The sequence below is a fragment of the Plantactinospora mayteni genome (genome assembly GCF_016862935.1).
In the GTDB taxonomy this organism is placed as follows: Bacteria; Actinomycetota; Actinomycetes; order Mycobacteriales; family Micromonosporaceae; genus Plantactinospora; species Plantactinospora mayteni.
The window spans coordinates 32540-55435 of the sequence record NZ_BONX01000062.1 but is presented as its reverse complement, the minus strand read 5'-3'; the positions used below and the strand labels follow the sequence as shown (position 1 = coordinate 55435).

The window sequence follows — 22896 nt, the reverse complement described above, 5'->3', positions numbered from 1 at the left end:
CCCTCCCTTCTGCGATCGGCGGAGAAACAGGAACCCCCTGGGGCGACCCAGGGAATCCCCGTCCTTTAGAGCGGGGCGGAAGTCAAGACTGGTTGCTCCACCGGAAGGTCCGGGCACCGATGGCACCGAAGAGGACGGTGTAGCCGACCAGTGCCGCGCAGGCGATGCCGTAGTCGGTCATGTCGCCCCGGCCGGCGATCGCCACCCCGATGCCGTCGTTGACATACCGCAGCGGCAGCGCCTGGGAGATCCCCTGCAACCAGCCCGGCATCATGTCGAGCGGGAAGAACGACCCCGAGATGAACGCCATCGGGACGATGATGCAGTTCGCGACGGCGGCCACCGCCTCCGGCGTGTTGGTCCGGGAGCCGACGACGAGTCCGAGGGCGAGGAAGGCGGTGACGCCGAGAATCAGGATCGGCAGGGCCAGCGGCCACGGTCCGGCCAGGTCGAGGTTGAACGGCGGCACCAGCGCCACCCCGATGAAGAGCACCGCCTGGAGTACGCCGACGAGCTGCGCCACGACGTACCGGGAGCCGATCACCGACCACAACGACGCCGGGGTCATCCGGATGAGCCGGAGGATGTCGTCGTTGCGCCACTGCATCAGGGTGAACGAGATGCCGAACAGGGCGGCGTTGGCGACGCCCCAGGAGAGCACCCCCGGCGCGATGTAGTCGATGTAGTTCCAGCCGGTGTCGTCGACCTCCCGGCCCTGGAAGATCAGGCCGAAGACGAGCAGGAACACGAGCGGGAAGGCGAAGGTGAAGAAGACGGTGGTGGCATCCCGTACCGATGCCTTGTAGGCCGCCTTGGTCAGTGCCCCGTACGCGCTCATCGCGCCGCCTCCGGTCCGGTCAGTTCCAGGTAGATGTCCTCCAGGGTGACCATCCGGGTCTGCACCCCGTCCAGTTCGCCCGTCGCGCCCAGCGCGGCGAGTACCCGGCCCGGTGTCCGGGTCTCCACCACGAGGTCACCGTCGTCGAGCACGACCTGATCGGCGCCGTCGAGTTCCTTCGCCTGTTCCAGCGAGATCCGGCCGGCGGGGATGGTGACCCGGGTGGGCAGCTCGGAGCCGCCGATGAGTTCGCGCGGGCTGCCCAGGGCCCGGACCGCCCCGCCGACCAGGATGGCGACCCGGTCGCAGAGCGCCTCCGCCTCGTCCAGGTGGTGCGTCGTGTAGACGATCGTCTTCCCGGCCGCCTTCAGGTCGCGCAGCAGCCGCCACAGGTCCCGGCGGGCCTTCGGGTCGAGCGCCGCGGTCGGCTCGTCCAGGAAGAGCAGCTCCGGGTCGTGCACCAGCGCCGAGGCGATGGCCAGCCGCTGCCGCTGCCCGCCGGAGACCTCGTTCACCCGGGTGTTGGCGGCGGCGGTCAGCCCGACCAGCTCGAGGGTCCGCTCGGCCGCCTCCGGCGGGACGCCGTACAGCGCCGCGACCGTCTCCAGGTGTTCCCGGGCGGTGAGCCGGACGAAGAACGCGGAGGTCTGGGTCTGCACTCCGATCCGGGGCAGCAGGGCCGGGTTGCGCGGGGTCGGGGGGAGCCCGAGCACCGAGACGCTGCCCGACGTCGGCTCCCGCAACCCTTCCACGATCTCGATCAGGGTGGTCTTACCCGCCCCGTTCGGGCCGATCAGGCCGAAGAACTCCCCGCGCTGGACCGTCAGGGACACCCCGGCGACGGCGTGGACGTCGCCGTACCTCTTGCGGACCTCGGTCAGCACGATGGCGGGGCCGGGTTCGACGTCCGTCTGCTCGACGGCATTCATCAGACGTTGCCTTCTTTCTGGGGGTCGGGCACATCGGTGGTATCGGGGACGGCCGGTCGGCGGCGGGGTCGGGCCAGCCACCCGGCAACGGTCATCGCCACCGCCGCGATGGTGACCACGACCGCGGCGGAGCCGAGCCGGCCGGCGCCGAGCTGGCGGCCGAGCAGGACGATCGCGGTACCCGCAGCCAGCGCGAGGACGAGCAGGATCAGGCCGTACCCGAGGTAGTAGACCCTGGCCCGGAGCGGGTAGGCGGCGATGCCGGGACCGCGTCCTGCCCCCGCGCGGGCCGCCTGCCAGAGGAACTGTCGGGTTCCGGTGTAGAGGTGGGTGACGCCGAACGCGTGGCTGACGACCTTGTAGCCGTCGAGCGGTGGCAGCGGGACGAAGTTGACCAGCGCCTGCACGCTGCCGATCAGCAGGATCCCGGCCAGCGCCGGCCGGGCCGGTGCGGTGGGCGGCAGGACCAGCCAGACCACCCCGAACGGCAGCATCAGTACGCCGTTGGCGAGCCCGCCCGCCGCCGCGATCACGATCTGGGCCCGCGCCGACGGCAGGTAGAGATAGCTGTCCACCCGGCAGCGCAGCGTCACCACGCTGATCCCGGTGACGGCGCAGCCGAAGTGGCGAGCCGCGACGCCGTGCGCCAGTTCGTGCAGCGCGGCGCTGCCCCAGGCCAGTACCGCGACCGGGAGGAGCCAGAGCGGGTGCTCGCCCAGCCAGCGCAGCCCGGCCAGCGCCTCGTCGAGGCGTACCGCCACGACGACCTGGAGCGCCAGCGCGAGCCCGAGCAGCGCCAGCACGGCCGGCCGGGACAGCAGCCACCTGACCCGCCGGTGGCTCCACTCGACCACCGTCGGCGACACCCGGGACGGCGGCGGTACGCCCGGCCCGCCGCCGACATCCGCGACCGCCTCTTGACCGGCCCTCGCCGGGGTCCCCGTGCCGCCCTCGGCGCTCGCCCCGGTTCCGGTGTCCGGTGTGCCGTCTGCCGGGCCGACGTCGAGCAGCCCACGCCGGCCCAGCAGGCCGAGCAGTTGCTGCCAGTGCGGGGCCGCCAGGCGTCGCCGGAAGGCGCGGGCGTACTCGTCGCCGATCTCGGCCAGGCTGAGCCGGCCGTCCAGCCGGGTCATGATGAAGTGCTCCCGGGCGGTCACCTCGAAGGCCCGCCCGCTGCGCAGGTCCTTGACCAGGTGGATCTCCGCCGCTCCCCGGAGCATGCGGCGGCTGAGCAGCACCTCCGGATGCAGCCTGATCCGCTTGGCGAGCAGGGGTTCCACCGTCATCGCACGTCCTGGGGCTCGGTCGCCTCGCCCAGCGCCCGGCCGAGCAGGTACGCCAGGTACGCCTCGTCCCGGATCGTCACGTGGAAGCGGTTGTTCGTCATGTGCAGGTACGGCGAGAGCAGCGTCTGGACCGCCGCGTCCGGATCGGTGACCCGCCCCGGCCCACTGCCGTCCCACGAGTCGAGCGACAACTCGCCCCTGGCGGCGAGATCGCACACCCGCGAGCGCAGCTCGGCACAGTGCTCCGCCCAGCCGCGCAGGAAGCCGGGCAGCCGCTGCACCTGGCCACTGTCGAGCGCGTCGAGAGTGGCGACGAAGCGCGCGCGTAGGGCCGGCGCCATCGAGGCGTACATCTTCTCGTATTCCGCCGCGCCGATGAAGTTGGTGCCGGCGAAGGAGCGGCGCCAGAAGGCGTGGTAGCGGTCCAGATAGCCGACCAGTTCGGCCCGGTCGGGGATGAAAGTCCCGGCCATCACCATCATCAACTGCGTCGCCACCCCGAACAGGATCGGCCGCATGTGCAGGTTCATGGTGCGGATCGCGTGCAGGACGACGTCACTCGACCGCTGGAAGTGCCACTCCGCCAGGGCCACCCCGGCCGGGCCGCCGTACTTGCCGTACTCCGGCTCGTACTGCCGGAAGCTGTACGAGTTGTTCGGCTGCAACCGCATCCGGCCGTCCGGTCCCACCAGGTCGGCCGGCGGCCCGTCCGGGAACTCCAGCGCGAAGAGCGTGTTGTACAGCTCGCCGAGGAACCCGTGCCCCATCGCGTAGAGCGCGGGGCGTTGCCGCAGGAACGCCTCGATCGCCGTCGCCGCCCGGTCCCGCACCGCCTCGGTCGCCGCCGGGCTCGACGGGCGCAGCCGCAGCCGCACGTGCGGGCCCTCCAGCCAGTAGTTGATGAAGAAGTAGCCGGCGAGCAGGCCGTCGGCGGTCAGCTCCCGGACGAGCGGGTCGACGCAGTCGACCAGCAGCGGCTGCGGGTTCGCCGCGTAGAAGACGTGCACCGCCTGCCACTGCCCGGGCGGCGCGGTCGTCGGGTCGCCGGTCGGCGCGGTCATCGGGCCCTCCCCGGTTGGGTCTGCACCGCCAACTCGGCCACGTGCACACCGGGTCCGGAGTGGACGTGGAGCTGGTCCTCGGCGGGCAGCATCTCGCGCAGCACGAGCCGGGCCTGCCCGGACTTGACCAGCCCTTCGAGAGCCAGCAGCGAGAGTGCGCTGTCGAAGTCGAGATACTGCGGCTTGGCCGGCGGCCCGGCCGAGTCACCCGGGTGGTAGACGGTGGCGAAGACCCGCCGGGGCAGATCGTGCGCCAGCCGCCAGCGCCGCCAGCCGAGAAACCATTCGTGCTGCGGCACGCCCGCGGCTGCCAACGGCAGGTCGGCGGCGTACGTGTGCCAGCTCCGCCGGCTCAGCACGACGCTGCCGTACCGGACCCGTGGCCGGGTGGTGACACCCGCCTCGGCGGCCCCGTACGGCACGCCCGCCCAGACGTCGAGCCGTCCGGTCGAGGTCGGCGAGAGCAGCAGCAGCGTACGCGCGATCTCCGGCAGCGCCACCGGGATCAGGTAGCCGAAGTAGAGCGGGATCACCTCCCGACCCAGCCGCCGGGAGACCAGGGCCAGCCGGTCGGTCCCGGCGTCGTGCACGACCGCGAGGTCGTCGAGCGGGATCTGCCGGTCCACCGGCGCGCAACTGGTCTCGCCCGGATTGACGATCTCGTAGTCGACCAGCCGGCCGTGCAGGTTGAGATTGGTGCTGGCGACCCCGCCGGTCACCTCCGCCAGGACCGCGTCCGGTGGCTGGACCAGTCGGGCGTTGTGCCGCAGCCGGTCGGCGAGATCGGTGCCGCCGGCCGCCGGGTCGTCGGCGCCGAAGCAGTGGGTGAAGCGGCTGAACGGGAACGACAGCCCGCCGTACGACTGGTTGAGCACCACCAGCGGGTCCGGCTCGCGGGCGACGAGTTGGACGAAGTGGCTCTGCGCGAGGTATTGCTCCCGCAGCGGGGCCAGCCGTTCGGCCAGCTCCGCGACGATTCCGTCGTCGAGCCGCAGCTCGGTGCCGGCCGGATGCGCGGCGAGCCGGGTACGCATGTGCGCGGCGAAGAGCTGCCGGGCCTCGTCCAGCACCGTGATCCCGGGCAGCCCGAGCCAGTTCTCCTCGGGCAGATATCCGCCGTACTCGTCGAAGGGCCGCCGGTCGGCGGTGAACGAGACGTACTGCCGGTAGAGGTCCTCGTGGAAGTCCTCGACGAGTTTCAGCACGTCGTCGCTTCGTCCACCGGCACCGAACCGGGCCACGAAGAAGCCCTTGAAGAGGATCTTGTGGGCCAGTGTCGGGTCGAACGCCGGCAGGATCTTCTCCACCGCCCGCAGCCCGGGGCCGACCAGCCGCTGCCACCGGTCCAGGTCCAGCCGTGCCGGCTCGCCGTCGACCCGTACGTCCTCGTAGAGCAGCGCCTGCGGCAGCGGGGCCTCCGCCGTGCCGAGGTCCTTGGCGGTCGCGGCCAGTTCCGCGCGCAGCTCGGCGAGCAGCCGGCGGCGGGTCTCGGCGTCCCCGGCGGGATAGCGGTGCACCGTGTCGACCAGCCCGTCCAGCCGGCCGGCCAGCTCGGTCGCCCAGGGGCGCCGCAGCTCCCGCAGCGCGTCCCGGAGCGCGGCGAGCGGGTCCGGGCTGTGCACGTCGACCCGCAGGCAGCGCACCTGCAACATGCCGAGGTCGAGCAGCGCGGAGAGGTACCGCTCGCACTCGGCCCGCGTCGCGTCCTGGTCGTCGGCCAACCACCGCACCAGGTCACCGCAGCGCAGCGCCGGCTCTTCGGCGAACAACCCGATCAGCCGGTCCAGCAGGCCGCTGCGGCGCAGGAAGAAGAGCCGGTCCCGGATCGAGTCGAAACTGACCGGAGCGTCGTCGTCGCCGGAGGTGACCCAGTGCCGGACGTAGCGGATCCGCTCGTCGTCGTGCCGCCAACCGGCGGTCAGGTGGACCGGCAGGTCGGCTCGGCGTACCGGATCGGAGACGATCAGGTCGACCAGCCGGCTGACGACCACCACGTTGAGCCGGACCCGGCTCGACCAGGTCTCCGCCAGGTCGATCCGGCCCGCCCGGCCGCCGCCAGCGATGTCGGCGGTGTCGTCGTTGGTACTTGCGGTGTCGGCGCTGGCGATGTCGGCGGCGGTGGTGAACCGGCCCACGGCGACGCCGGTGAAGGTGCTGAACGGGCTGGTCTTGCAGGCGGTCCGGTACAGGTAGGACAGCAGCGTCCGTTCCAGTCGCCGCGCCCGCTTGTCCGGTACGGCGCCGCCGGGCGGCAGCTCCGGCACCTGACGGGCCAGCACGGGTGAGGCGACCAGCAGGCCGAGCCGCAGCCGTGGCTCGTCGGCCAGCCGCCGCAACTCGTCGCGGCTCCCGGCGAGTTCGGTGGCGAGCAACCCGGCACCGGAGTCGGTCAGTTCCGAGAGCCGTTGCCGGTCGCGTAGCCAGTCGGACAACTCGGCCGCCACCTGCTCGTCCAGCTTCCGGACCAGCTCGACCGCGCCCGCCGGATCGCCCGGCGGGACGTTGCGGAACACCTGCCGGCGCAGCGCCAGCAGGCGACGCCGGGACCGGTCGTCCTCGTTCGCCTTGACCAGGCCGTGCAGCAGGTCGCTCAGCCCGGCACCCCGGCCGGCGAGCTGGTCGGAGCGGCCCACCACCTCGTCGGCCCAGTCGCTGGACGCGGTGCAGCGCAACCCGTCCAGCGCGGCGACGGGCAGCCCGGCGACCCGCAGCATGAACAGCGGGCCGAGCGTCGGATCGGGCGGTGCGGTCACGGTCACTACGGTGTCCTTCCTGCTCAGACCAGCTCGTAGCGGAAGTCGGCCGGGTTCGGGCGTTCGTGACCGACCAGCATGATGAGCAGCGGATACTCCCCGGTGTCGGTCAACCCCAGTTCCTCGATGTAGGAGATGTTGTCGAAGCCGAGCGCGACCCCGCAGCCGAGCCCCAGCGCCGAGGCGGCCGTGTAGCAGTTCTGCGCCACCGCGCCGATGGTCGCGTTGACCAGGTGGTAGCCACGGTCACCGACCGCCGAGAGCACCGCCGACGTGCGTACGGTCGGCACGAGTACCACCGCCGCCTGTTCCAGGTTGTAGTTGGCCAGGAAGTAGTTGCGTTGCAGGAACTCCCCGGGCGGACCGGACCGGATCGGCCGGAGCGAGTTCGTGGCCGGCTCGAACTCGTACTCGCCGGGGGGCACGTCGCGGACGTGGTTGACGAAGGCGTACACCTTGACCAGCGGTGGTGTGCCCGGGCCGACCGCGTCGGTGTCGAACCGGGTGTCGGCGCTGGCCGCGAGCAGTGCCGCCAGCGGCCCCGGGTCGAGCGGCACCCGCGCCTCGAAGCGCCCGAAACTGCTGCGGCGGGCGCGTAGGGCGGTCCGCACGTCCACGGTCAGCGGTCGCGGATCGGGCAGCGCCAGCCGGGGGACGGGTTCGGCCGTGGGTGTCGCGGCGGCGTGCAGCGCGGCCGGGGCGGGGCGGTGCGCCGCGTACCCGAGAGTCGCCCGCCGCATCCGGCGCAGCGCGTCGAAGGTCAATACCTGGCGGGACCGCTCCCGGTCCCGGTACCGGACCGCCGGCCCGGGCCGACCGGGCAGACCGGGCAGGTCGATCGGCCCGGCGCGGCCCGCCGAGGTCTCCGGCCGGTCACCCACCTCCGGGGTACCCGCCGCCGCGTCGGCGGCCCCGGTCCGCGCCACCGCGTCGCCGCCGTCGGTATCCGCCACCACGTCGGCGCCGTCGCCACCCGGCGGTGGGTCGGCGCCGTCCCAGTGCAGCGGGACCACCGCGAAGACTCCCTCGGCCTCGGCCTCGATCCCGAGCAGCCGGTTGAGCGGCTCCTCGTCGAACCACAGCACCGGATCGACCCGCATGCCCTGGGCCTGGGCCCAGATCCGCCAGGTCTGCACCACCGTGCCGACGTCCATAGTCACGGCGTGGTACGAGAAACTGTTGTACTTGAACGCGTTCTGCCACAGCTTCACGCTGAGCAGCAGGAACTGGTCGGTCCGGCTGGCCGCCGGCAGGTCCCCGAGCGCCGCGCGGACCACGCCGGTGACATCCCCGGCCAGCAACGGCGCGAGGGCGTGGTGCGGGGTCGAGTAGTGGTAGACGCCCGGCGTCAACGGGCCGCTCGGCCCACACGCCCAGTAGACCGCGCACGGATAGAGCCCGCCGCCGGACGCCGTACCCCGGAACCAGTTGGCGGTGCGATACGACGGCAGCGCCGCCAGGTCGGTGTTGGCCTGCACGGCGAGCCGGCGCCCGATGGTGGCGCAGGAGTCGAGCAGCATGCCGGCGAGGGCCGGCAGGGTGAACCCACTGCCGGGCTCGCCGGACGGCGGGTGCATCCCGGCCTGCACGCTGGCGGTGGCCGCGACCTCGCCGGTGGGCAGCGGCAGCAGGTCCGCCCCGGGATAGCACCTGCCCTTGCGCGGCGCGTCGCCCCAGTCGGGTGTGAAGTCGACCGGCTCCATCGGGACCCGGCCGCGCCACATCACCGCGGAGCCGTATTCCTGGGCGTAGCCCACCGGTACGCCTTCCTGGGCACTGCCCACCGGTACGTCGTCCTTCCGCTCGGCCATCTGTCGACCCCTGCCGGAACCTGGCTGCGACGCGGTCATCGCCAAACCTCCGGTCACGGGAACGGGTGTGGGGCGTTGTTGAGTTCCTCCGGGCGGAGGTCGCGGTCACGCAGACCGGCCGCCCGCAGCGCGGTACGCGTCCGCGGCAGCAACGGCGCCCGTTGCCGCTGCCACCCGAAGTCGATCGGGACCAGCCCCGGCACGATCACCTTGACCGTGTGCAGGCCGAGATCGCGCTCCTCCGGCATCGTCTGGTCGACCACGATGACGTCGAAGCCGGCGGCGCCGATCTCGTCGACGCACCGTCGCAGGTCGTCGAGGAGGTCGGCGGCGGGCGGCGAGACCGTCGCGAAACGCTCCCGCAGCGGCGCCGGCCCGTCCGGGCGCGGGTCGAGCAGGAACGCGGCGTGCCGCGCCATCGGTGGGAGGCCGTAGAGCAACGGATGGTCGTGCAGGCCACGGACGAGGTCGTAGTCGTCCAGCATCGGGCGCAGCCGCGCCTCGTCCGCGCCGGCCCGGAGCCGGACCTTCACCGCGTCGGTGGCGATCTCGCAGAGGGCCGCCGCCAACGCCGCCTCCGGGTCGAGGCTCGCGCCGCCGCCGAAGCAGAGTGTGCCGAGACCGCCGTCGCGACGTACCGCCACGCCGGTGACGATCGGGATGGTGAAGGAGATCCGGGTGTCGAAGAACCGGGCCTGGTAGCCGTACATCGCCAGCCGGTCGACCATCTGGCGGGTCCCGGGACGGGTGCTGGTCGTCGGGTCGATCTCCGGCAACGCCGCCCGGCCGTACCAGGCGAGGAGGAAGGCGTCCCGCTCCACCACCTCCATCAGTCCGAAGTAGACCGCCTCGGCCAGGCTGCCGCCCGACGCGCAGCCGTTCGAGGTCTCCTGCACGAACCGGGACTCCACCGGTGGCGTGTGGTAATACGCGAGTACCTCGGGTACCAGGATCGGGCGCTCGTCCCGCAGCGAGTAGCCCCACACCCAGCTCACCTCGGTATCCGGGGTGAACCTGACCAGGTAGGGGTTCCGCTGGTAGAAGTCGTCGGCGTAGACACCACAGGTGCGCGGGTCCAGCGCCGCGTCGCCGAGGTCGTCCAGGGACGCGACCACCGACGCGGCCTTGCCCCGGGCCCGCAGCCCGGCGGCCCGCTCCAGACCCTCCAGCACCGCCACCCGGGCGCTGGCGGCGTAGCTGTCGGCGTGCCCGCCGTAGAGGGTCTCCCGAAGGTACTGCCCGGAGCGCAGGGTGAACGCGCCGATCACGGCGGCGGTGGAGGTCGAGGAGAGATCGTGGATCGCCGACGCGCTCAGCGCGCCACAGACCGGATTGACGAACGCGTCGAGATCGAGCGGGTACGCCTCGACCGGTCGGAGCCGGAACGAGTCAGGGGAGCGTTTCGGCGCCGGCCCCAGCGCCGGGGTCGCCTGCTCCCGGCTGTCCGGCACCCGCCGGCCGCAGCGCGGGCACTCCGGGTCGGGCGCCAGCGGCCATCGGCGTACCCGAAAGGTCACCAGGTCGACGTGGTGCACCGCCGGCCCGGCCGTCCCGCCGCCCGACTCGCTGTCAGGCCGGACACTGCTGGGCTCGGCGCCGGACTGGACGCCGCCGGGCTCGGCGCCGGGCCGGGCGTGGCCCGTCTCGGCCCGGATGACCGCTGCCAGCAGGTCGGCGGCGAACCGGGTCAGGTACGGGGAGGCGCCGACCGGCCGCGTCCCGCCACCGAGTTCCAGTGCGTCGCGCAGGGTGGCCGGCCGGACGGACTGCCACCGGCGGGCCAGGCAGCGGGCGCAGCCCGGCCGGTCCGGTGTGGTCCCCGGCACCGGGCCGATCACGGCGTGGTGCCCGTAGAGGAAGACCGGAACCGGCCGGCCGCCTTCCGCCGGCCCCTCCTCGACTTCCACCGTCAGCTCGTCCCGAAAGCCGAGTTCGTGCACCTCGACGTCGGGTCCCGGCCCTCCGGACGCCCGCAGCGCCTCCCGGAGCAACTCCGCGAGGACGTGGCCGGACGACTCCACCGGCCGGCCGGGCGGCGACGGGACCGCGTCGGGCTGGCGCTGCCGGGCCGGTGCCGGGGCGGTCACCGTTCGTCCCGGCGGGCGAGCAGCACCCGGGCCGTGACGATGCCACCGATCCGCAGGTCGACCGGGGTGGTCGGGACGACGAGCGGGTCGTATCCGGAGGCCCGCAGAGCGGTGGACAGCTCCGGCCAACCGTGCCGGACGTCGACTCGGGCGGCGACGACCTCGGTCGCCTCCAGGGTGTCCGGGTCGAAGTCGGCGACGAGCGGGTCACCGGCGTCGACCGGCGTACCGTCCGGAAGCTGCCGGCCGAGCTGCACCGCTCCCAGCAGGTCGCGTACGACGGCGACAGCGGCCCGGTTCCACGAGGTGTGCGCGGCGGCCCGCCACCCGCTGACCCCGCTGTACCGGTCGACGTGCCGGGCGAGCAGGACCTGCGTCCCGGCCGGACCGGTCGGGGTGAGGTCCAGCAGTTCCAGCCCGACCCCGAGGTTGTCCGCGGACTTGACCAGGAACTCCAGTTCCGGGCTGCCGCACACCGTCTCCGGCGCGACCCGCCGTGCCGGGGTCAGTCCGCGGATCGCCGCCAGCAGGGCGAGGTGGCACAGGGCGGAGCGCAGTCCCCGCCACGTCGCCGCCGCGAGTGACCCGCCGGCACCGTTCCCGCCTGATCCGGTCAGGAACGTCCGATCCCGGTTGTCCGGTCCGAGCGGCTGCACCGCGCCGGCCGGTACCTGCCAGCGCTCGCCGGTGAGCAGCGAGGTGGCCGGCCGGTACCGGACCGACCCCTCGGCAACGACCCCGCTGGCGATACTCAACGCCGCCGGCAGCACCCGAGGCAGGTCCGCCGGGACGGGGCCGTCGGGCCGGGGCGGCGCCCACGCCGCGTACGCCTCGGCCGCGACGTGCAACGCGCGACGGCGGGCTCCGGCGACGTGGTGTACGTCGAAGGCCGCGATCCGCCGCCGTGGCCCGTGGCCCAGCGAGAACTCCACCGTGCTCACCTTGAGCGGAGTCTGCGTCCATCCGTCGTCGTCGAACCCGGTGAACACGCCGGCATGCCGGCCGACCAGCACCATCCGCGCATCGAGTTCGGCGAGGATCGCGTCCGCCTCGGCCTGCGGGTCGGCCGCCTCGGCCGGGTCGCCGCCGGCCACCTCAGCGTCGAGGTCCACGAGCCCGTTCGGCACGCCCGGCACTGTGTCGCCGCCGGTCACCTGCGCTGTGTCGCCGCCGGCCACTTCTGTTCCGAGGGTCGCCGAGCCGCTCGCGGCCCGAGCCGGCCGGCGCTCGCCCGGCTCCGGGCCGAGCGCGGAGCATCGCGCGCAGCCCGGGTGCGGCAGCAACTCCTCGGCGAGCACGTCCACCGACTCCAGGTTCTGAATGATGATCTTCCCGTCGGTCTCCGCCGGCAGTACGCCGGTGGTGATCCGGAAGATCTCGTAGCCGACCAGGTTGCCCAGCATCGCCGCCACCGGTCCCACGGGCCGGCGCGGAGGGACCGGCGTGACCACCGGCAGACCGGATCCGCTCCAGAGGTCGGCCGCTGCCGCGCGGTCCCCGTTGGCGCCCAGCCGCAGCGCCGCGCAGACCCAGCACCCACGGCTGTCGGTGGTGCTCGTCGGCCCCACGATGGCTCGTTCGCCGAACGACCAGACCGGAACCAGGGTCCGGCCGACGGGTACCCCGGCGGCGAGCAGCCCCAGCGTCTGCCCGGGTGGCCCCTCGTCCGCGACCACGGCGACGACGTCGTACGGCGCCAGGTCGGACCAGGAGAGCAGGGTCGACTCGATCGGGACGATCTCGGCCGGGCAGCCGTCCCCGGTCAGCTCCCGCGCCTCCGCGACGATCTCGTCGAGCCGTGGCTCGCCCCGGTCGTCCGCCGGCTGTGCCGCGACCCGGGCGGCACCGTTGCGGAGCAGGCTGCGTACGCAGGAGCGGGCGACCGGCCCCGATCCGAGTACGGCCACCGTGGTGTCGCGGAATCGCCGGAACCGGGCTGCCGGGGTGTCCTGGTAGTGCTCGATGTAGGCGAGTTGGGCGGCGAACCGGCGGGCCACCTCGGCCGGCAGGTCGTGCCCAGGACCGGTCTCGACTGGGACGTCCCGGGCGAGATTCCGTTCGTAGAGCGCGTTCACCAGCTCGACCACCATGGTCCGCTGGTTCGGACCGAGCGGGGCGCAGATCTCCGCGACCTGATGCCGCCCGTCCAGGTACGGCACCAGCAGACTGGCGAAACGATAGGCCGACTTGGAGGTCAGGGTGAACCCGCCCTCGGCATTGTGGAACAGCACTCCCTCCGGCGTGCCGGTGAAGAGCACGTCCCGGCGGATCCGCGGCCTGGTCTGGGCGATTCGCTCGTACATTGCGGACAACTGGGCCACACCTTTCTCATGACACCGGGCGGGCGAAGCCGCGCGCGAAGATCCGGAGCAGTTCGTGCATCGTGTAGTGGCCGGATCCCTCTTCGAGAAGATGGGCGTCGACCAGCCGGTCAAGCAGCGCCTCCGCCACCACCTGGGTGACCCCGAGCGCCGCCGCGCCGTCCGTGGCGGCGAAGACCGGCGGGGCGGTGCTGCCGATCCGGGTGAAGGCGTCCACGAGTGGCGGGGCGAGCTGGTCGAGCCACCCCCGGAACCGGTGCGCCACCGACATCTGCGGGTCGTCGGGGAGCGTCAGCCGGTCGATCCGGTCGGGCGCCAGCCAGGCGACCACGTCGTCGATCCGCATCCTGGGTCGGGTCAGCAGTCGGGCCCCGGCGACCCGCAGGGCGAGCGGAAAGTGGCCGCAGGCCGTGGCGAGGGCCCGCAGCGCCGCCGGTTCGGCGTCGGCACGGGCGGCGCCGAGCAGTACCCGCAGGAGTTCGGTGGACTCGTCCGGGCTGAGTACGTCCAGCCGGTGCACTCGGGCGCCGTGCCGGGCCACCAGGCCAGCCAGGCTCATCCGACTGGTCACGATCACCGAGCGGTCCGGGTTCCACCGCAGCAGGTCCGCCGGGATCTGCTGCACGGCGCTGACGTCGTCCAGCACCACCAGCATCCGGCCGGCCGTCCCGGTGCCGGACCGCTCGTACGCGGCCCGCAGATCAGCGGCGATCTCCTCGGCGGGCCGGGGAGAGCCGTCCGGGCCGGCCGCCCGGAGCAGGCTCGGCACTCCCGCACCGCGAGGCGCGGCCAGCCGGGCGGTATGCAGGGCCAGCGCGGTCTTGCCGATCCCGGGCGGGCCGGTTACCACGACGGTGCCGCAACCGGCCCGGTCCGGGCCGAGTTCCCGGAGGATCGCCGCGCTGACCTCCGCCCGGCCGGTGAACTGGGGTACCGCCGGGAAGGGATCGCCGGTCTCGACGGCCCGGGGGCGGGTCGGGTTCTCGGCCGGCGGCTGCCCCGACCGGTCGCCGCGCAGGATGGCTATCTCGAGTTGCCCGAGCGCACGGCCCGGATCCACCCCCAACTCGTCGCGGAGATAGTCCCGGATCCGCCGGATCTCGGCCAGCGCCTCCGCCGTCCGACCGGTCCGGTACAGCGACTCGGCGAGCCGCTCGGAGATCCCTTCATGTCCCGGGTGGGCCCGGGACGCGCTCCACAGTGCGGGCAGCGCGGCGCCGGCCTGGCCGAGCGCGATCCGGAGGTCACTGGCCCGCTCGACGACCCGCAGCCGCTCCTCGACGAGCCGGGGGAGGACATCGGCCCGTAGCGACGGGGAGGGCACGTTCGCCAGCGGCGAGTCGTGCCAGAGTGCGAGCGCCTCGTCCAGCAGGCCCAGCCGCTCGGTCGGCTCCTCGACGTCAGCGGCGCGACGGACCAGCTCGCGAAAGTGTACGAGGTCGAGCCGCTCGGCGTCGGCGACCATCCGGTAGCCGCCCGGCACCGTCTCGATGACGTCGTTGGCGATTCCGTACTTGGTGAAGAGCTGGCGCAGCCGCAGTACGCAGGTCTGTAGCGCGGCGCGGGCCGCCGTGGGCTGCTCGTCACTCCAGATCGCCTTCCACAGCGCTTCCACCGTGACGATGTTGTTGGCGTAGAGTAACAGCGTGGCCAACAGGATGGTCGGCTTCGACGGTGGCAGCACCACGGAGTCGTTGCCGTACACAATCATCAGCGGACCGAGGACCTGAAACCTGGGCTGTCGGACCGCCGGTTCGCCAGGGGTCACGGCGAACACCGTGCGGACCGGCGCCCGAGCGTAGGCATGGAAGCGAACGCCGGGTGGTCAACCCACAGGCTGTCTCGAACGCACATGACTTCCCCTGACGATGACGCATTCTCCACAGCAGCCGGCCGATCCGCCGGCGGGCTGACCACCATTTCCGGTCGTCGGCAGCTGGCGGCCGGCCCGAGACCGGAGATCATGTTACGGAGACCGAAACGATCGTTCAATAGCGAGATCTAAATATTGGAGATCACGGACCGGGCCGGAAGTGCACCCGCATACCGCCCACCGTGCATCGAGTTACCGCTCAGTCGCGCATCGGTCGCTAATCAAACAAACGGTACTTATCGGGGTGATGTGGTGCTGCCGGGTAGCGCCGCGTTATCAGGGCGCGATGCCGAACCGTTGGCTGGGAGTCGTCGGCTGCTCGACCGTCCGAGCACATCGGAGTGAACGCCGAGGGTGGGCCACAGCCACCGTGATCTGCCCCTCAATTGCGCGCCGGAGGTCTTCGTCGCCTCGCCACGGCTCCTCCGCGTCCATGTCCGGCCGCGCCGGCACGACCTGTCGCCGCATCGTGTGTAGACGGCGGAATATCGGTGGCTAATTCGATTATCGCCGGCGTGCTCGCGATAAGACTTCTGACGAATCCGGCGAGGAAGCGCTCGGGCGGACTCGCCATCCCGGTGATGTCGATGGAATTAGCCGTCCTTCTCGGCGGGCGGGCGGCATTCCGCAATTCCCGTCCAGGCGGTGGCTCCGGCGTCTCTCGTTCGGACACCCGCTGCCAAGTGCGATCTTGGTACGGTGGGCGCCCTTGTGCGGAAGGTTGGCCATGGCCGATGCTGCTGTCAGAACGCCCGGCCGCGCCTCTGCGGCAGGTGTCGCAGCCGCGCCTGGTGTGGCTGGCCACTGTGCATCGTCTCCGGCGCGGGTGGCCGGCACTCCTCGTCGCCGCGATCTCCGGCGGCGTCCTCAGCGCGCTGCTGTGGCAGCTGATCCACCTTGTCGCGAACACTCTTTGAGCACCTGACGGGTAGGGGTACCGCAGCGGCGGTCCCGGCCACACGCGCCGGGGCCGCCGCTGCGAGAGTGACCCTGCTGTGGCTGGGCCGGGTCAGCCAGCGCGGCCGGTCTTGAGTGCCGCCGCGGTGTCGACGACGCGGCGGGCCTGGTAACGGGCCGCTTCGAGCACCACGTCCCCGGGCGGGCCATCGGCGGTCACGTGGGAGGTGCCGTAGGGATTTCCCGTCTGGAACTGGACAGGGTCGGTGTAGCCAGGGGGCACGATGACGCCGCCCCAGTGGTAGAACACGTTTCCCATTGCCAGGATGGTGGACTCCTGGCCTCCGTGGGCGGTGTTGGACGCGGTGAAGGCCGAGTACACCTTGTCGGCCAGTTTGCCCTGGAACCACAGCGGTCCGGTGGTGTCGATGAACGCCTTGAGCTGGCCGGCCACATTGCCGAACCGGGTTGGGGTGCCGAACAGCACCGCGTCGGCCCAGGCCAGGTCGTCGGGGCTGGCCTCGATGACGTCGGCGGTGTCCTGGATATGCTGGGCCCACTCCGGCCTGGCGTTGATCGCTTCCGGTGGGGCCAGTTCGGCGACCTTGCGCAACCGCACGTCCGCGCCGGTCTTCCCGGCGCCGTCGGCGGCGGCTCGCGCCAGGGCGTGCACGGTGCCGGTGGCGCTGTAGTAGATGATCGCGAGCTTCACGGGTTCCATGGGTCGGTTTCCTTCCTTCGCGGGTTCCGTCCGGTGCCCCCGGTGGGTGCTGCCGCAACCCGGGGCTGCGGGGCGGAGTTGGTGCGCCGCCTACCCGCGAGCGCCAGCGGGGGCGCCGGACGGGGGTTCGGCTGAGGAGTACGACGACCCAACCGCCCCGAATGTGAGGCGACGCGCCGACCTCACAGTTCGGTGCGATGTTTCGTCGGACTGGTGAGGCAGTTGTGACCAAGGGGAGTCGGCGACACCATGAGCACCCGATCAGGGCCCGGAGCGGACCGGTCCGATCCGCGGCTGGGCGCGATCATGCGCGAGCGGCGCCTGCTGATCAATCTCGCGTACCGGCTCCTCGGCTCGCTGGCCGATGCCGAGGATGTCGTCCAGGAGACGTACGCCCGCTGGTACGCCATGTCCCGGCAACAGCAGGAAGCCATCGAAGTCCCCGGCGCCTGGCTGACGAAGGTCGCCAGCCGCATCTGCCTCGATCTGCTCGGTTCGGCACGGGTTCGACGGGAGCGCTACGTGGGCGAATGGATCCCGGAGCCGCTGCCCGAACGCGCGGAGTGGATCAACGGGCGGACGGACGGCAGCTCGGTCGACCCGGCCGACCGGGTCACCCTCGACGAGTCGATCAACATGGCCTTCCTCGTCGTACTCGAATCGATGACCCCGGCCGAGCGCGTCGCGTTCATCCTGCACGATGTCTTCCGCTACTCCTTCGCCGAAGTCGCCGAGATCGTCGGCCGTACCCCGACGGCATGTCGCCAGCTCGCCTCCTCGGCCCGTCGCCGCATTCGCGCGCCGCAGGCTCCGGCGACTCCGGCGGTGCGCCGTGCCAGCATCATCAGGGACTTCAAACAGGCATGGGAGGCCAAGGACATCGACGCCCTCATCGGCCTCCTCGACCCCGACGTCACGGCGATCGGCGACAGCGGTGGCCTCGTCAGCGCCGAACTCCGCCCGGTCGAGGGCGGTGAGCAGGTCGCACGCGTGTTCGTCGAGGTCGCCGGCAGGGTACCCGAGTTGACGATCCTGGAGCGTTCGGTCAACGGTCAGCCCGGCCTGGTGGCCCAGTTGGATGGCGTCACCGTGACGGTGATCGCGTTCGATGTGGCAGGCGACCGGATCACGCGCATCTGGTCGGTCCGCAACCCCGAGAAGCTCCGGTCCTGGACGACGGGCTGACGGCCGAAGAGGGACCCGAGTCGGCGAGCACATCCGGTGACGGGCGCCGATCGCGCGGCCCGGGTCCCTCGCGGATCCGCTGAGTACGGGAGTCGGGTAGGTCGTCGAGTCGCGGACCTCGTCGTGGGCGAAGACGTGGACCGTCGCCCCGCCGGGGGTGTCGGTGGAGTACTGGCCCGGCCGGTCGTCGGCCGCGAAACCTCGTGATGGGCGATACCGTCACTCCAATGAGGACAGCGGTGGCCCGGCGGGTCCGGCGTGCTCGAGGGGTGGGGCGCCGGGGACGTCGCCGATCCGGAAATAGCCGGGAGCACGCTGAATTGTCCGAGTTCGACGGCGAGATGGAGTGCGGCTACCCATAGTTGTCGAAGTCTCACTCGGGGTCCATGGTGCGTGGTTGTGAGCCCCGGACAGCCGGTGATGCGCGCCCCTGATTCAGTGGGCCATTGGTGGCGGACGGCTGGAGTGGATAACTTCGACCCTCAGGGCGGGCCGACGGACGGGGGCTGGATGACGGACAGTAATGCTGGCTATCGCTACACCAACACGGCGATGCTGTCGGTGACGGCGCTGGAGGCGCCGGTGATCGTGACCTCCGAACAGATCGACGAGGAGTTGAGCGACACCTTCCGGCGGCTGCGGCTGCGCCGGGGGATGCTCCAGCGAATCGCCGGCATCCGGGAGCGGCGCTGGTGGCCGGAGGGCTTCAGCTTCGCCGACGCGGCGGCGATGGCCGGGGCGAAGGCGCTGTCGGAGGCGGGTGTCGACGCGCGCGATGTTGGCCTGCTGGTGAACACGTCCGTGTCCCGGGCGCACCTGGAGCCGTCGACGGCGGTGGCCATCCACCACTCGCTGGGCCTGCCGCAGTCGGCATTGAACTTCGACATCGCCAACGCCTGCCTCGGGTTCGTCAACGGGATCCAGGTCGCCGCCAACATGATCGACGCCGGGCAGATCCGGTACGCGCTGGTCGTGGCGGGGGAGAGTTCCCGACAGGCGCAACAGGCGACCATCGACCGGCTGCGCCGCCCGGAGACCACCCGGGAGGACGTTCGGGACCAGTTCGCCACGTTGACGCTCGGCTCGGGCGCGGCGGCGATGGTGCTGGCCGCCGCGGACGAGCACACGGATGGGCACCGGTTGGTCGGCGGGGTGAGTCGGGCCGCGACCCAACACCACCAGTTGTGTGTCGGGGACGACACGACGATGCGTACCGACGCGAAGGGTCTGCTCGACGCGGGTCTGGAGTTGGCCGAGGCGACCTGGGCGCACGTCGGCCCGTGGGACTGGCAGAACATGGACCTGTACGTGATGCACCAGGTCTCGGTGGCACACACGCAGGGCGTCGTCGACCGACTCGGCCTCGACCCGGCCCGGGTCCCGGTGACGTTTCCGCTGCTCGGCAACATCGGACCGGCGTCGCTGCCGCTGACCCTGGCGCATCACGCCGATTCGCTGAACTCCGGTGACCGGGTGCTGTGCATGGGCGTCGGTTCCGGCCTGAACACGTGCGCGCTGGAGATCGTGTGGTGAGCGGTCGGCAGGAGTTGCTCCCGGCGGTACTGCCCGGGGTGGATCGCGCCTGGTCCCGGTCGGTCAGCGCGGTGGACAGCCAGGGCGTGCGGCGTACCTGGCACGTGCTGGACAGCGGTGGGGCGGAGACCGCCGGTGAGCGGCGTTACGTCGGCACGTTGCTGTGCGTGCACGGCAACCCCACCTGGTCGTACCTGTGGCGGCACCTGCTGGCCCGGTTCAGTCAGCCCGACGCGCCGAGGTGGCGGGTGGTCGCCGTCGACCATCTGGACATGGGATTCTCGGAACGCACCGGTACGACACGTGGCCTGGCGCAGCGGATCGCCGACCTCGGTACGGTCACCGACGCGCTGGGCCTGACCGGTCCGGTCGTCACCGTTGGGCACGACTGGGGCGGCGCCATCTCGTTGGGCTGGGCGCTGCGCCACCGTGCCCAGTTGCGCGGCGTGGTGCTGACGAACACGGCGGTACACCAGCCGAACGGATCGCCGGCACCCGCGCTGATCCGACTGGCCCGGCTGCCCGGCATCCTGCCGGCGGTGACCGTGTCGACCCCGACCTTCCTGCGGGCCACCCTCGCGTTGGCGAACCCGTCGCTACCGGCGCCGGTACGCGACGGCTACCTCGCCCCGTACCTGACGCCGGACCGGCGGGCGGCGATCGGCGGGTTCGTGGCGGACATCCCGCTCACCCCGGAGCACCCGAGCTGGTCCGCCCTGGCCGACGTCGCACAGCACCTGGAGACGCTGGCCGAGGTGCCGGCACTGCTGCTGTGGGGGCCGCGTGACCCGGTCTTCGGCGACGCACACCTACGCGACCTGCGGACCCGACTGCCGCACGCCCAGTTGCACCGGTTCGAGGGGGCGGGACACCTGCTCGCCGAGGACGCCGACGTCGCCGATGCGGTCGTACGCTGGCTGACCGACCTGGACCGGCCGACCCCGGCGGACCGGCCGACCCCGGCTCCGGAGCCGAGCCGGGAACCCGCCGTGAGCTGGCGTCCACTGTGGGCGGCGCTGGAGGAGCGTGCCGACGACCGGCGCGTCGCGTTGGTCGAGCTGGCCCAGGGCGGCCGACAGGTGAGCTGGTCGCTGCTGTGGCGGCGGATCCGGGAGATCGCCGCCGGGCTCTCCACCTCCGGGGTGCGCCGCGGTGACCGGGTGGCCCTGCTGGTACCGCCCGGCGCCGACCTGACCGCCGCCGTCTACGCCTGCCTGCGTATCGGCGCGGTGATCGTGGTCGCCGATCCGGGGCTGGGACTGGCCGGCATGAACCGGGCACTGCGGAGCGCGGCTCCGGCGTACATCATCGCGATCGGCCCCGGGCTCGCTGCCGCCCGGGTGCTGCGCTGGCCGGGGCGGAGGCTGGGGGCCGGACGCGGCGCCGCCGTCCTCGGGTCGTTGACCCTGGGCAAGCTCGCCCGGCTCGGCGCGGGTGATCAGGAGCTGCCTCCCGCGCCGGAGCCGGACGATGACGCGGCAGTGCTGTTCACCTCCGGCTCCACGGGTCCGGCGAAGGGCGCGGTCTACACCCACCGCCAGCTCGCCGCGATGCGTGACGTGCTCTCCGACCTCGGCCTCGACCCCGGGGCCGGGATCGTGGCGGCGTTCGCGCCGTTCGCGCTCTTCGGGCCGGCCCTCGGCGCCCCCTCGGCGATCCCGGACATGAGGGTGACCGCACCCCGGACACTGACCGCCGCCGCCCTTGCCGAAGCGGCGGCTGCGGTCGACGCCTCGGCGGTGTTCGCCTCACCGGCCGCGTTGCGCAACGTGGTGGACACCGGCGGGGCGCTGGACAGCCGGCAGCGCGCCGCGCTGGAGAAGGTCGGGTTGCTGTTCAGCGCCGGAGCACCGGTACCCGCCACGCTGCTCGCGCAGGCCCGGGCGCTGATGCCCGGTGCGCAGCCGCACACCCCGTACGGGATGACCGAGGTGCTGCCGGTCACCGACATCACCCTGGACGAGATCGTCGACGTCGGAGCGGGGGACGGGGTCTGCGTCGGCCGGCCACTGCCCGGCGTGCAGGTGGCGATCGCCGCGCTGGATCCGAGCGGCGAGCCCGCCGGCCAGCCGGGCTGCGCCCCGGGGCTGACCGGCGAGATCATGGTCAGGGCCGCACATACCAAGGACCGCTACGACGCTCTCTGGCTCACCGAGCGGGTCAGCTCCCGCAACCCGGGCTGGCACCGCACCGGCGACGTCGGCCACCTCGACCCGGACGGGCGGCTCTGGGTGCAGGGTCGGTTGGCGCACGTCCTGGTCACCTCGGACGGCGTGCTCACGCCGGTCGGGATCGAACAGCAGGTGGAGTCGTTGGCCCAGATCGCCCGGGCCGCGGTGGTCGGGGTGGGGCCGCGTGGGCTGGCGCAGGTCGTGGTCGTCGCCGAGACCCGGCCACCGGTACCCCGGCCCCGGCCGGCGGACCGGGAACTCGCCGACGCGGTACGCGCGGTGGTCGCACCGCCGGTCGTGGCCGTACTGCTCGTTCCGGCGCTACCCACCGACATCCGGCACAACTCCAAGATCGACCGTTCCCGGCTGAGTCGATGGGCCGAACGGGTGCTAGCCGGCGGGAGGCTCAACGGATTGTGAAGGTCCTGGTCACCGGCGCCAGCGGCATGCTCGGCCGCGCCGTCGCCACTGCCCTGATCCTCCGGGGCGACAACGTCCGAGTCCTGCAACGCCGGTCCGCAGCCCTGCCCGGGGCGGACGAGCGGCGTGGCGACATCACCGACCCGGACGCCGTACGCCCGGCCGTCAGCGGAGTCGACGCGGTCATCCACCTGGCCGCGAAGGTGTCGATGGCCGGACCCTGGTCACAGTTCGCACGCGCCAACATCGGTGGCACGGCCGCCATGCTCGACGCTGCCCGGGCGGCCGGCGTTACGCGGTTCGTGCAGGTTTCCTCGCCGTCGGTCGCCCACCACGGCGCCGGCCTGGTCGGGGTGGGCGCCGACCAGGCCGATCCCCGAGGGGCCCGGGGCAACTACGCCCGCAGCAAGGCCGCGGCCGAGCTGCTCGCGTTGGCCGCCGACTCGCCCGACCTCGCCGTCGTGGCCGTCCGACCACACCTGGTCTGGGGACCCGGCGACACCCAGTTGGTCGCCCGGATCGTCGCACGAGCCCGGTCCGGCCGGCTGGCCCTGGTCGGCCGGGGTACCGCCCTGATCGACACGACGTACGTCGACAACGCCGCCGACGCCATCGTCGCCGCGCTCGACCGGGCACCCGACGACATCGTGCACGGGCAGGCGTTCGTCGTCTCCAACGGCGAGCCTCGAATGGTGGCCGAGCTGATCGACCGGATCTGCGCCGCCGCCGGGGCGCCGTCGCCGCGGCTTCGGGTGCCGGTGGTCGCGGCCAAGACCGGCGGCGCCGTACTCGAGCGTCTCTGGTCGGTGCTGCCGCGCACCGAAGAGCCGCCGATGACCCGGTTCCTGGCCGAGCAGTTGTCCACCGCGCACTGGTTCGACCAACGGCGGACCCGGGAGGCGCTGTGCTGGTCACCGCAGGTCACCCTGCGGGAGGGATTCGCCCGGCTGGCCGCCGCCCACCGGCACGACGCCGGCACCTCCTGAGCCGGGGTCGGAAAGCGGCAGCGC

At 72.4% G+C, this 22896-nt stretch carries 15 protein-coding genes; 5 read left to right on the top strand and 10 right to left on the bottom strand.

What is annotated here, in order from left to right; genetic code table 11:
* Positions 1-82: 82 nt before the first annotated feature.
* From Pma05_RS37435 to Pma05_RS37395, 9 genes are all read right to left on the bottom strand, one after another.
* Positions 83-838 (bottom strand): ABC transporter permease, encoded by a 756-nt coding sequence (locus tag Pma05_RS37435; RefSeq protein WP_203862268.1) that lies wholly within the window; start codon positions 836-838, stop codon positions 83-85.
* The gene (locus Pma05_RS37430; protein ID WP_203862267.1) at positions 835-1767 is read right to left on the bottom strand and encodes an ABC transporter ATP-binding protein; all 933 of its coding nucleotides are present in this window, start codon (positions 1765-1767) and stop codon (positions 835-837) included. Before Pma05_RS37430 ends, Pma05_RS37435 begins: the two co-directional genes overlap by 4 nt.
* Complete coding sequence (locus Pma05_RS37425) at positions 1767-3053, bottom strand: metalloprotease (RefSeq protein WP_203862266.1); 1287 nt, start codon at positions 3051-3053, stop codon at positions 1767-1769. Before Pma05_RS37425 ends, Pma05_RS37430 begins: the two co-directional genes overlap by 1 nt.
* Positions 3050-4114, bottom strand: a complete 1065-nt coding sequence (locus Pma05_RS37420; protein ID WP_203862265.1) for a lantibiotic dehydratase C-terminal domain-containing protein — start codon at positions 4112-4114, stop codon at positions 3050-3052. Before Pma05_RS37420 ends, Pma05_RS37425 begins: the two co-directional genes overlap by 4 nt.
* A complete protein-coding gene (locus tag Pma05_RS37415; protein WP_203862264.1) occupies positions 4111-6873 on the bottom strand; it encodes a lantibiotic dehydratase in 2763 nt (920 codons plus the stop codon). Before Pma05_RS37415 ends, Pma05_RS37420 begins: the two co-directional genes overlap by 4 nt.
* Before the next feature lie 17 nt (positions 6874-6890).
* On the bottom strand, positions 6891-8678 hold the full coding sequence (locus tag Pma05_RS37410; RefSeq protein WP_203862263.1) for a SagB family peptide dehydrogenase: 1788 nt from the start codon (positions 8676-8678) through the stop codon (positions 6891-6893).
* Positions 8679-8731: 53 nt separating this feature from the next.
* The gene (locus tag Pma05_RS37405; protein ID WP_239313939.1) at positions 8732-10669 is read right to left on the bottom strand and encodes a TOMM precursor leader peptide-binding protein; all 1938 of its coding nucleotides are present in this window, start codon (positions 10667-10669) and stop codon (positions 8732-8734) included.
* Between the two features lie 92 nt (positions 10670-10761).
* Positions 10762-13068 carry a TOMM precursor leader peptide-binding protein gene (locus Pma05_RS37400; protein ID WP_239313937.1) on the bottom strand — a complete coding sequence of 769 codons (2307 nt, stop codon included), beginning with the start codon at positions 13066-13068 and terminating at the stop codon, positions 10762-10764.
* A gap of 25 nt (positions 13069-13093) precedes the next feature.
* Entirely contained in the window at positions 13094-14797 is a 1704-nt protein-coding gene (locus Pma05_RS37395; protein WP_203862261.1) for an AfsR/SARP family transcriptional regulator, read from the bottom strand.
* An 896-nt stretch (positions 14798-15693) separates the two neighbouring features.
* On the opposite strand from Pma05_RS37395, the gene Pma05_RS37390 reads away from it, so the two are divergent.
* Positions 15694-15876 carry a hypothetical protein gene (locus Pma05_RS37390; protein ID WP_203862260.1) on the top strand — a complete coding sequence of 61 codons (183 nt, stop codon included), beginning with the start codon at positions 15694-15696 and terminating at the stop codon, positions 15874-15876.
* Between the two features lie 92 nt (positions 15877-15968).
* Here Pma05_RS37390 and wrbA read toward each other — a convergent pair whose 3' ends face one another.
* On the bottom strand, positions 15969-16577 hold the full coding sequence (gene wrbA, locus Pma05_RS37385) for an NAD(P)H:quinone oxidoreductase (protein ID WP_203862259.1): 609 nt from the start codon (positions 16575-16577) through the stop codon (positions 15969-15971).
* 249 nt (positions 16578-16826) lie between these two features.
* Between wrbA and sigJ the strand changes: the two genes are divergently transcribed.
* From sigJ to Pma05_RS37365, 4 genes are all read left to right on the top strand, one after another.
* Positions 16827-17762 (top strand): RNA polymerase sigma factor SigJ, encoded by a 936-nt coding sequence (gene sigJ / locus Pma05_RS37380; RefSeq protein WP_239313935.1) that lies wholly within the window; start codon positions 16827-16829, stop codon positions 17760-17762.
* A gap of 510 nt (positions 17763-18272) precedes the next feature.
* Complete coding sequence (locus tag Pma05_RS37375) at positions 18273-19295, top strand: 3-oxoacyl-ACP synthase III (RefSeq protein ID WP_203862258.1); 1023 nt, start codon at positions 18273-18275, stop codon at positions 19293-19295.
* Entirely contained in the window at positions 19292-21886 is a 2595-nt protein-coding gene (locus tag Pma05_RS37370; RefSeq protein WP_203862257.1) for an alpha/beta fold hydrolase, read from the top strand. Before Pma05_RS37375 ends, Pma05_RS37370 begins: the two co-directional genes overlap by 4 nt.
* Positions 21883-22872: an NAD-dependent epimerase/dehydratase family protein gene (locus Pma05_RS37365; protein ID WP_203862256.1), complete on the top strand. Its 990-nt coding sequence runs from the start codon at positions 21883-21885 to the stop codon at positions 22870-22872. Before Pma05_RS37370 ends, Pma05_RS37365 begins: the two co-directional genes overlap by 4 nt.
* The last annotated feature ends 24 nt before the right edge of the window (positions 22873-22896 follow it).

Bases quoted from the DNA above. Each gene is read 5' to 3' on its own strand.
- Pma05_RS37390 (WP_203862260.1), top strand. From the start codon at position 15,694: ATGCTGCTGTCAGAACGCCCGGCCGCGCCTCTGCGGCAGGTGTCGCAG.
- Pma05_RS37410 (WP_203862263.1), bottom strand. From the start codon at position 8,678: ATGGCCGAGCGGAAGGACGACGTACCGGTGGGCAGTGCCCAGGAAGGC.
- Pma05_RS37430 (WP_203862267.1), bottom strand. From the start codon at position 1,767: ATGAATGCCGTCGAGCAGACGGACGTCGAACCCGGCCCCGCCATCGTG.
- sigJ (WP_239313935.1), top strand. From the start codon at position 16,827: ATGAGCACCCGATCAGGGCCCGGAGCGGACCGGTCCGATCCGCGGCTG.
- Pma05_RS37425 (WP_203862266.1), bottom strand. From the start codon at position 3,053: ATGACGGTGGAACCCCTGCTCGCCAAGCGGATCAGGCTGCATCCGGAG.
- wrbA (WP_203862259.1), bottom strand. From the start codon at position 16,577: ATGGAACCCGTGAAGCTCGCGATCATCTACTACAGCGCCACCGGCACC.
- Pma05_RS37395 (WP_203862261.1), bottom strand. From the start codon at position 14,797: ATGATTGTGTACGGCAACGACTCCGTGGTGCTGCCACCGTCGAAGCCG.
- Pma05_RS37375 (WP_203862258.1), top strand. From the start codon at position 18,273: ATGACGGACAGTAATGCTGGCTATCGCTACACCAACACGGCGATGCTG.
- Pma05_RS37420 (WP_203862265.1), bottom strand. From the start codon at position 4,114: ATGACCGCGCCGACCGGCGACCCGACGACCGCGCCGCCCGGGCAGTGG.
- Pma05_RS37400 (WP_239313937.1), bottom strand. From the start codon at position 13,068: ATGTACGAGCGAATCGCCCAGACCAGGCCGCGGATCCGCCGGGACGTG.
- Pma05_RS37435 (WP_203862268.1), bottom strand. From the start codon at position 838: ATGAGCGCGTACGGGGCACTGACCAAGGCGGCCTACAAGGCATCGGTA.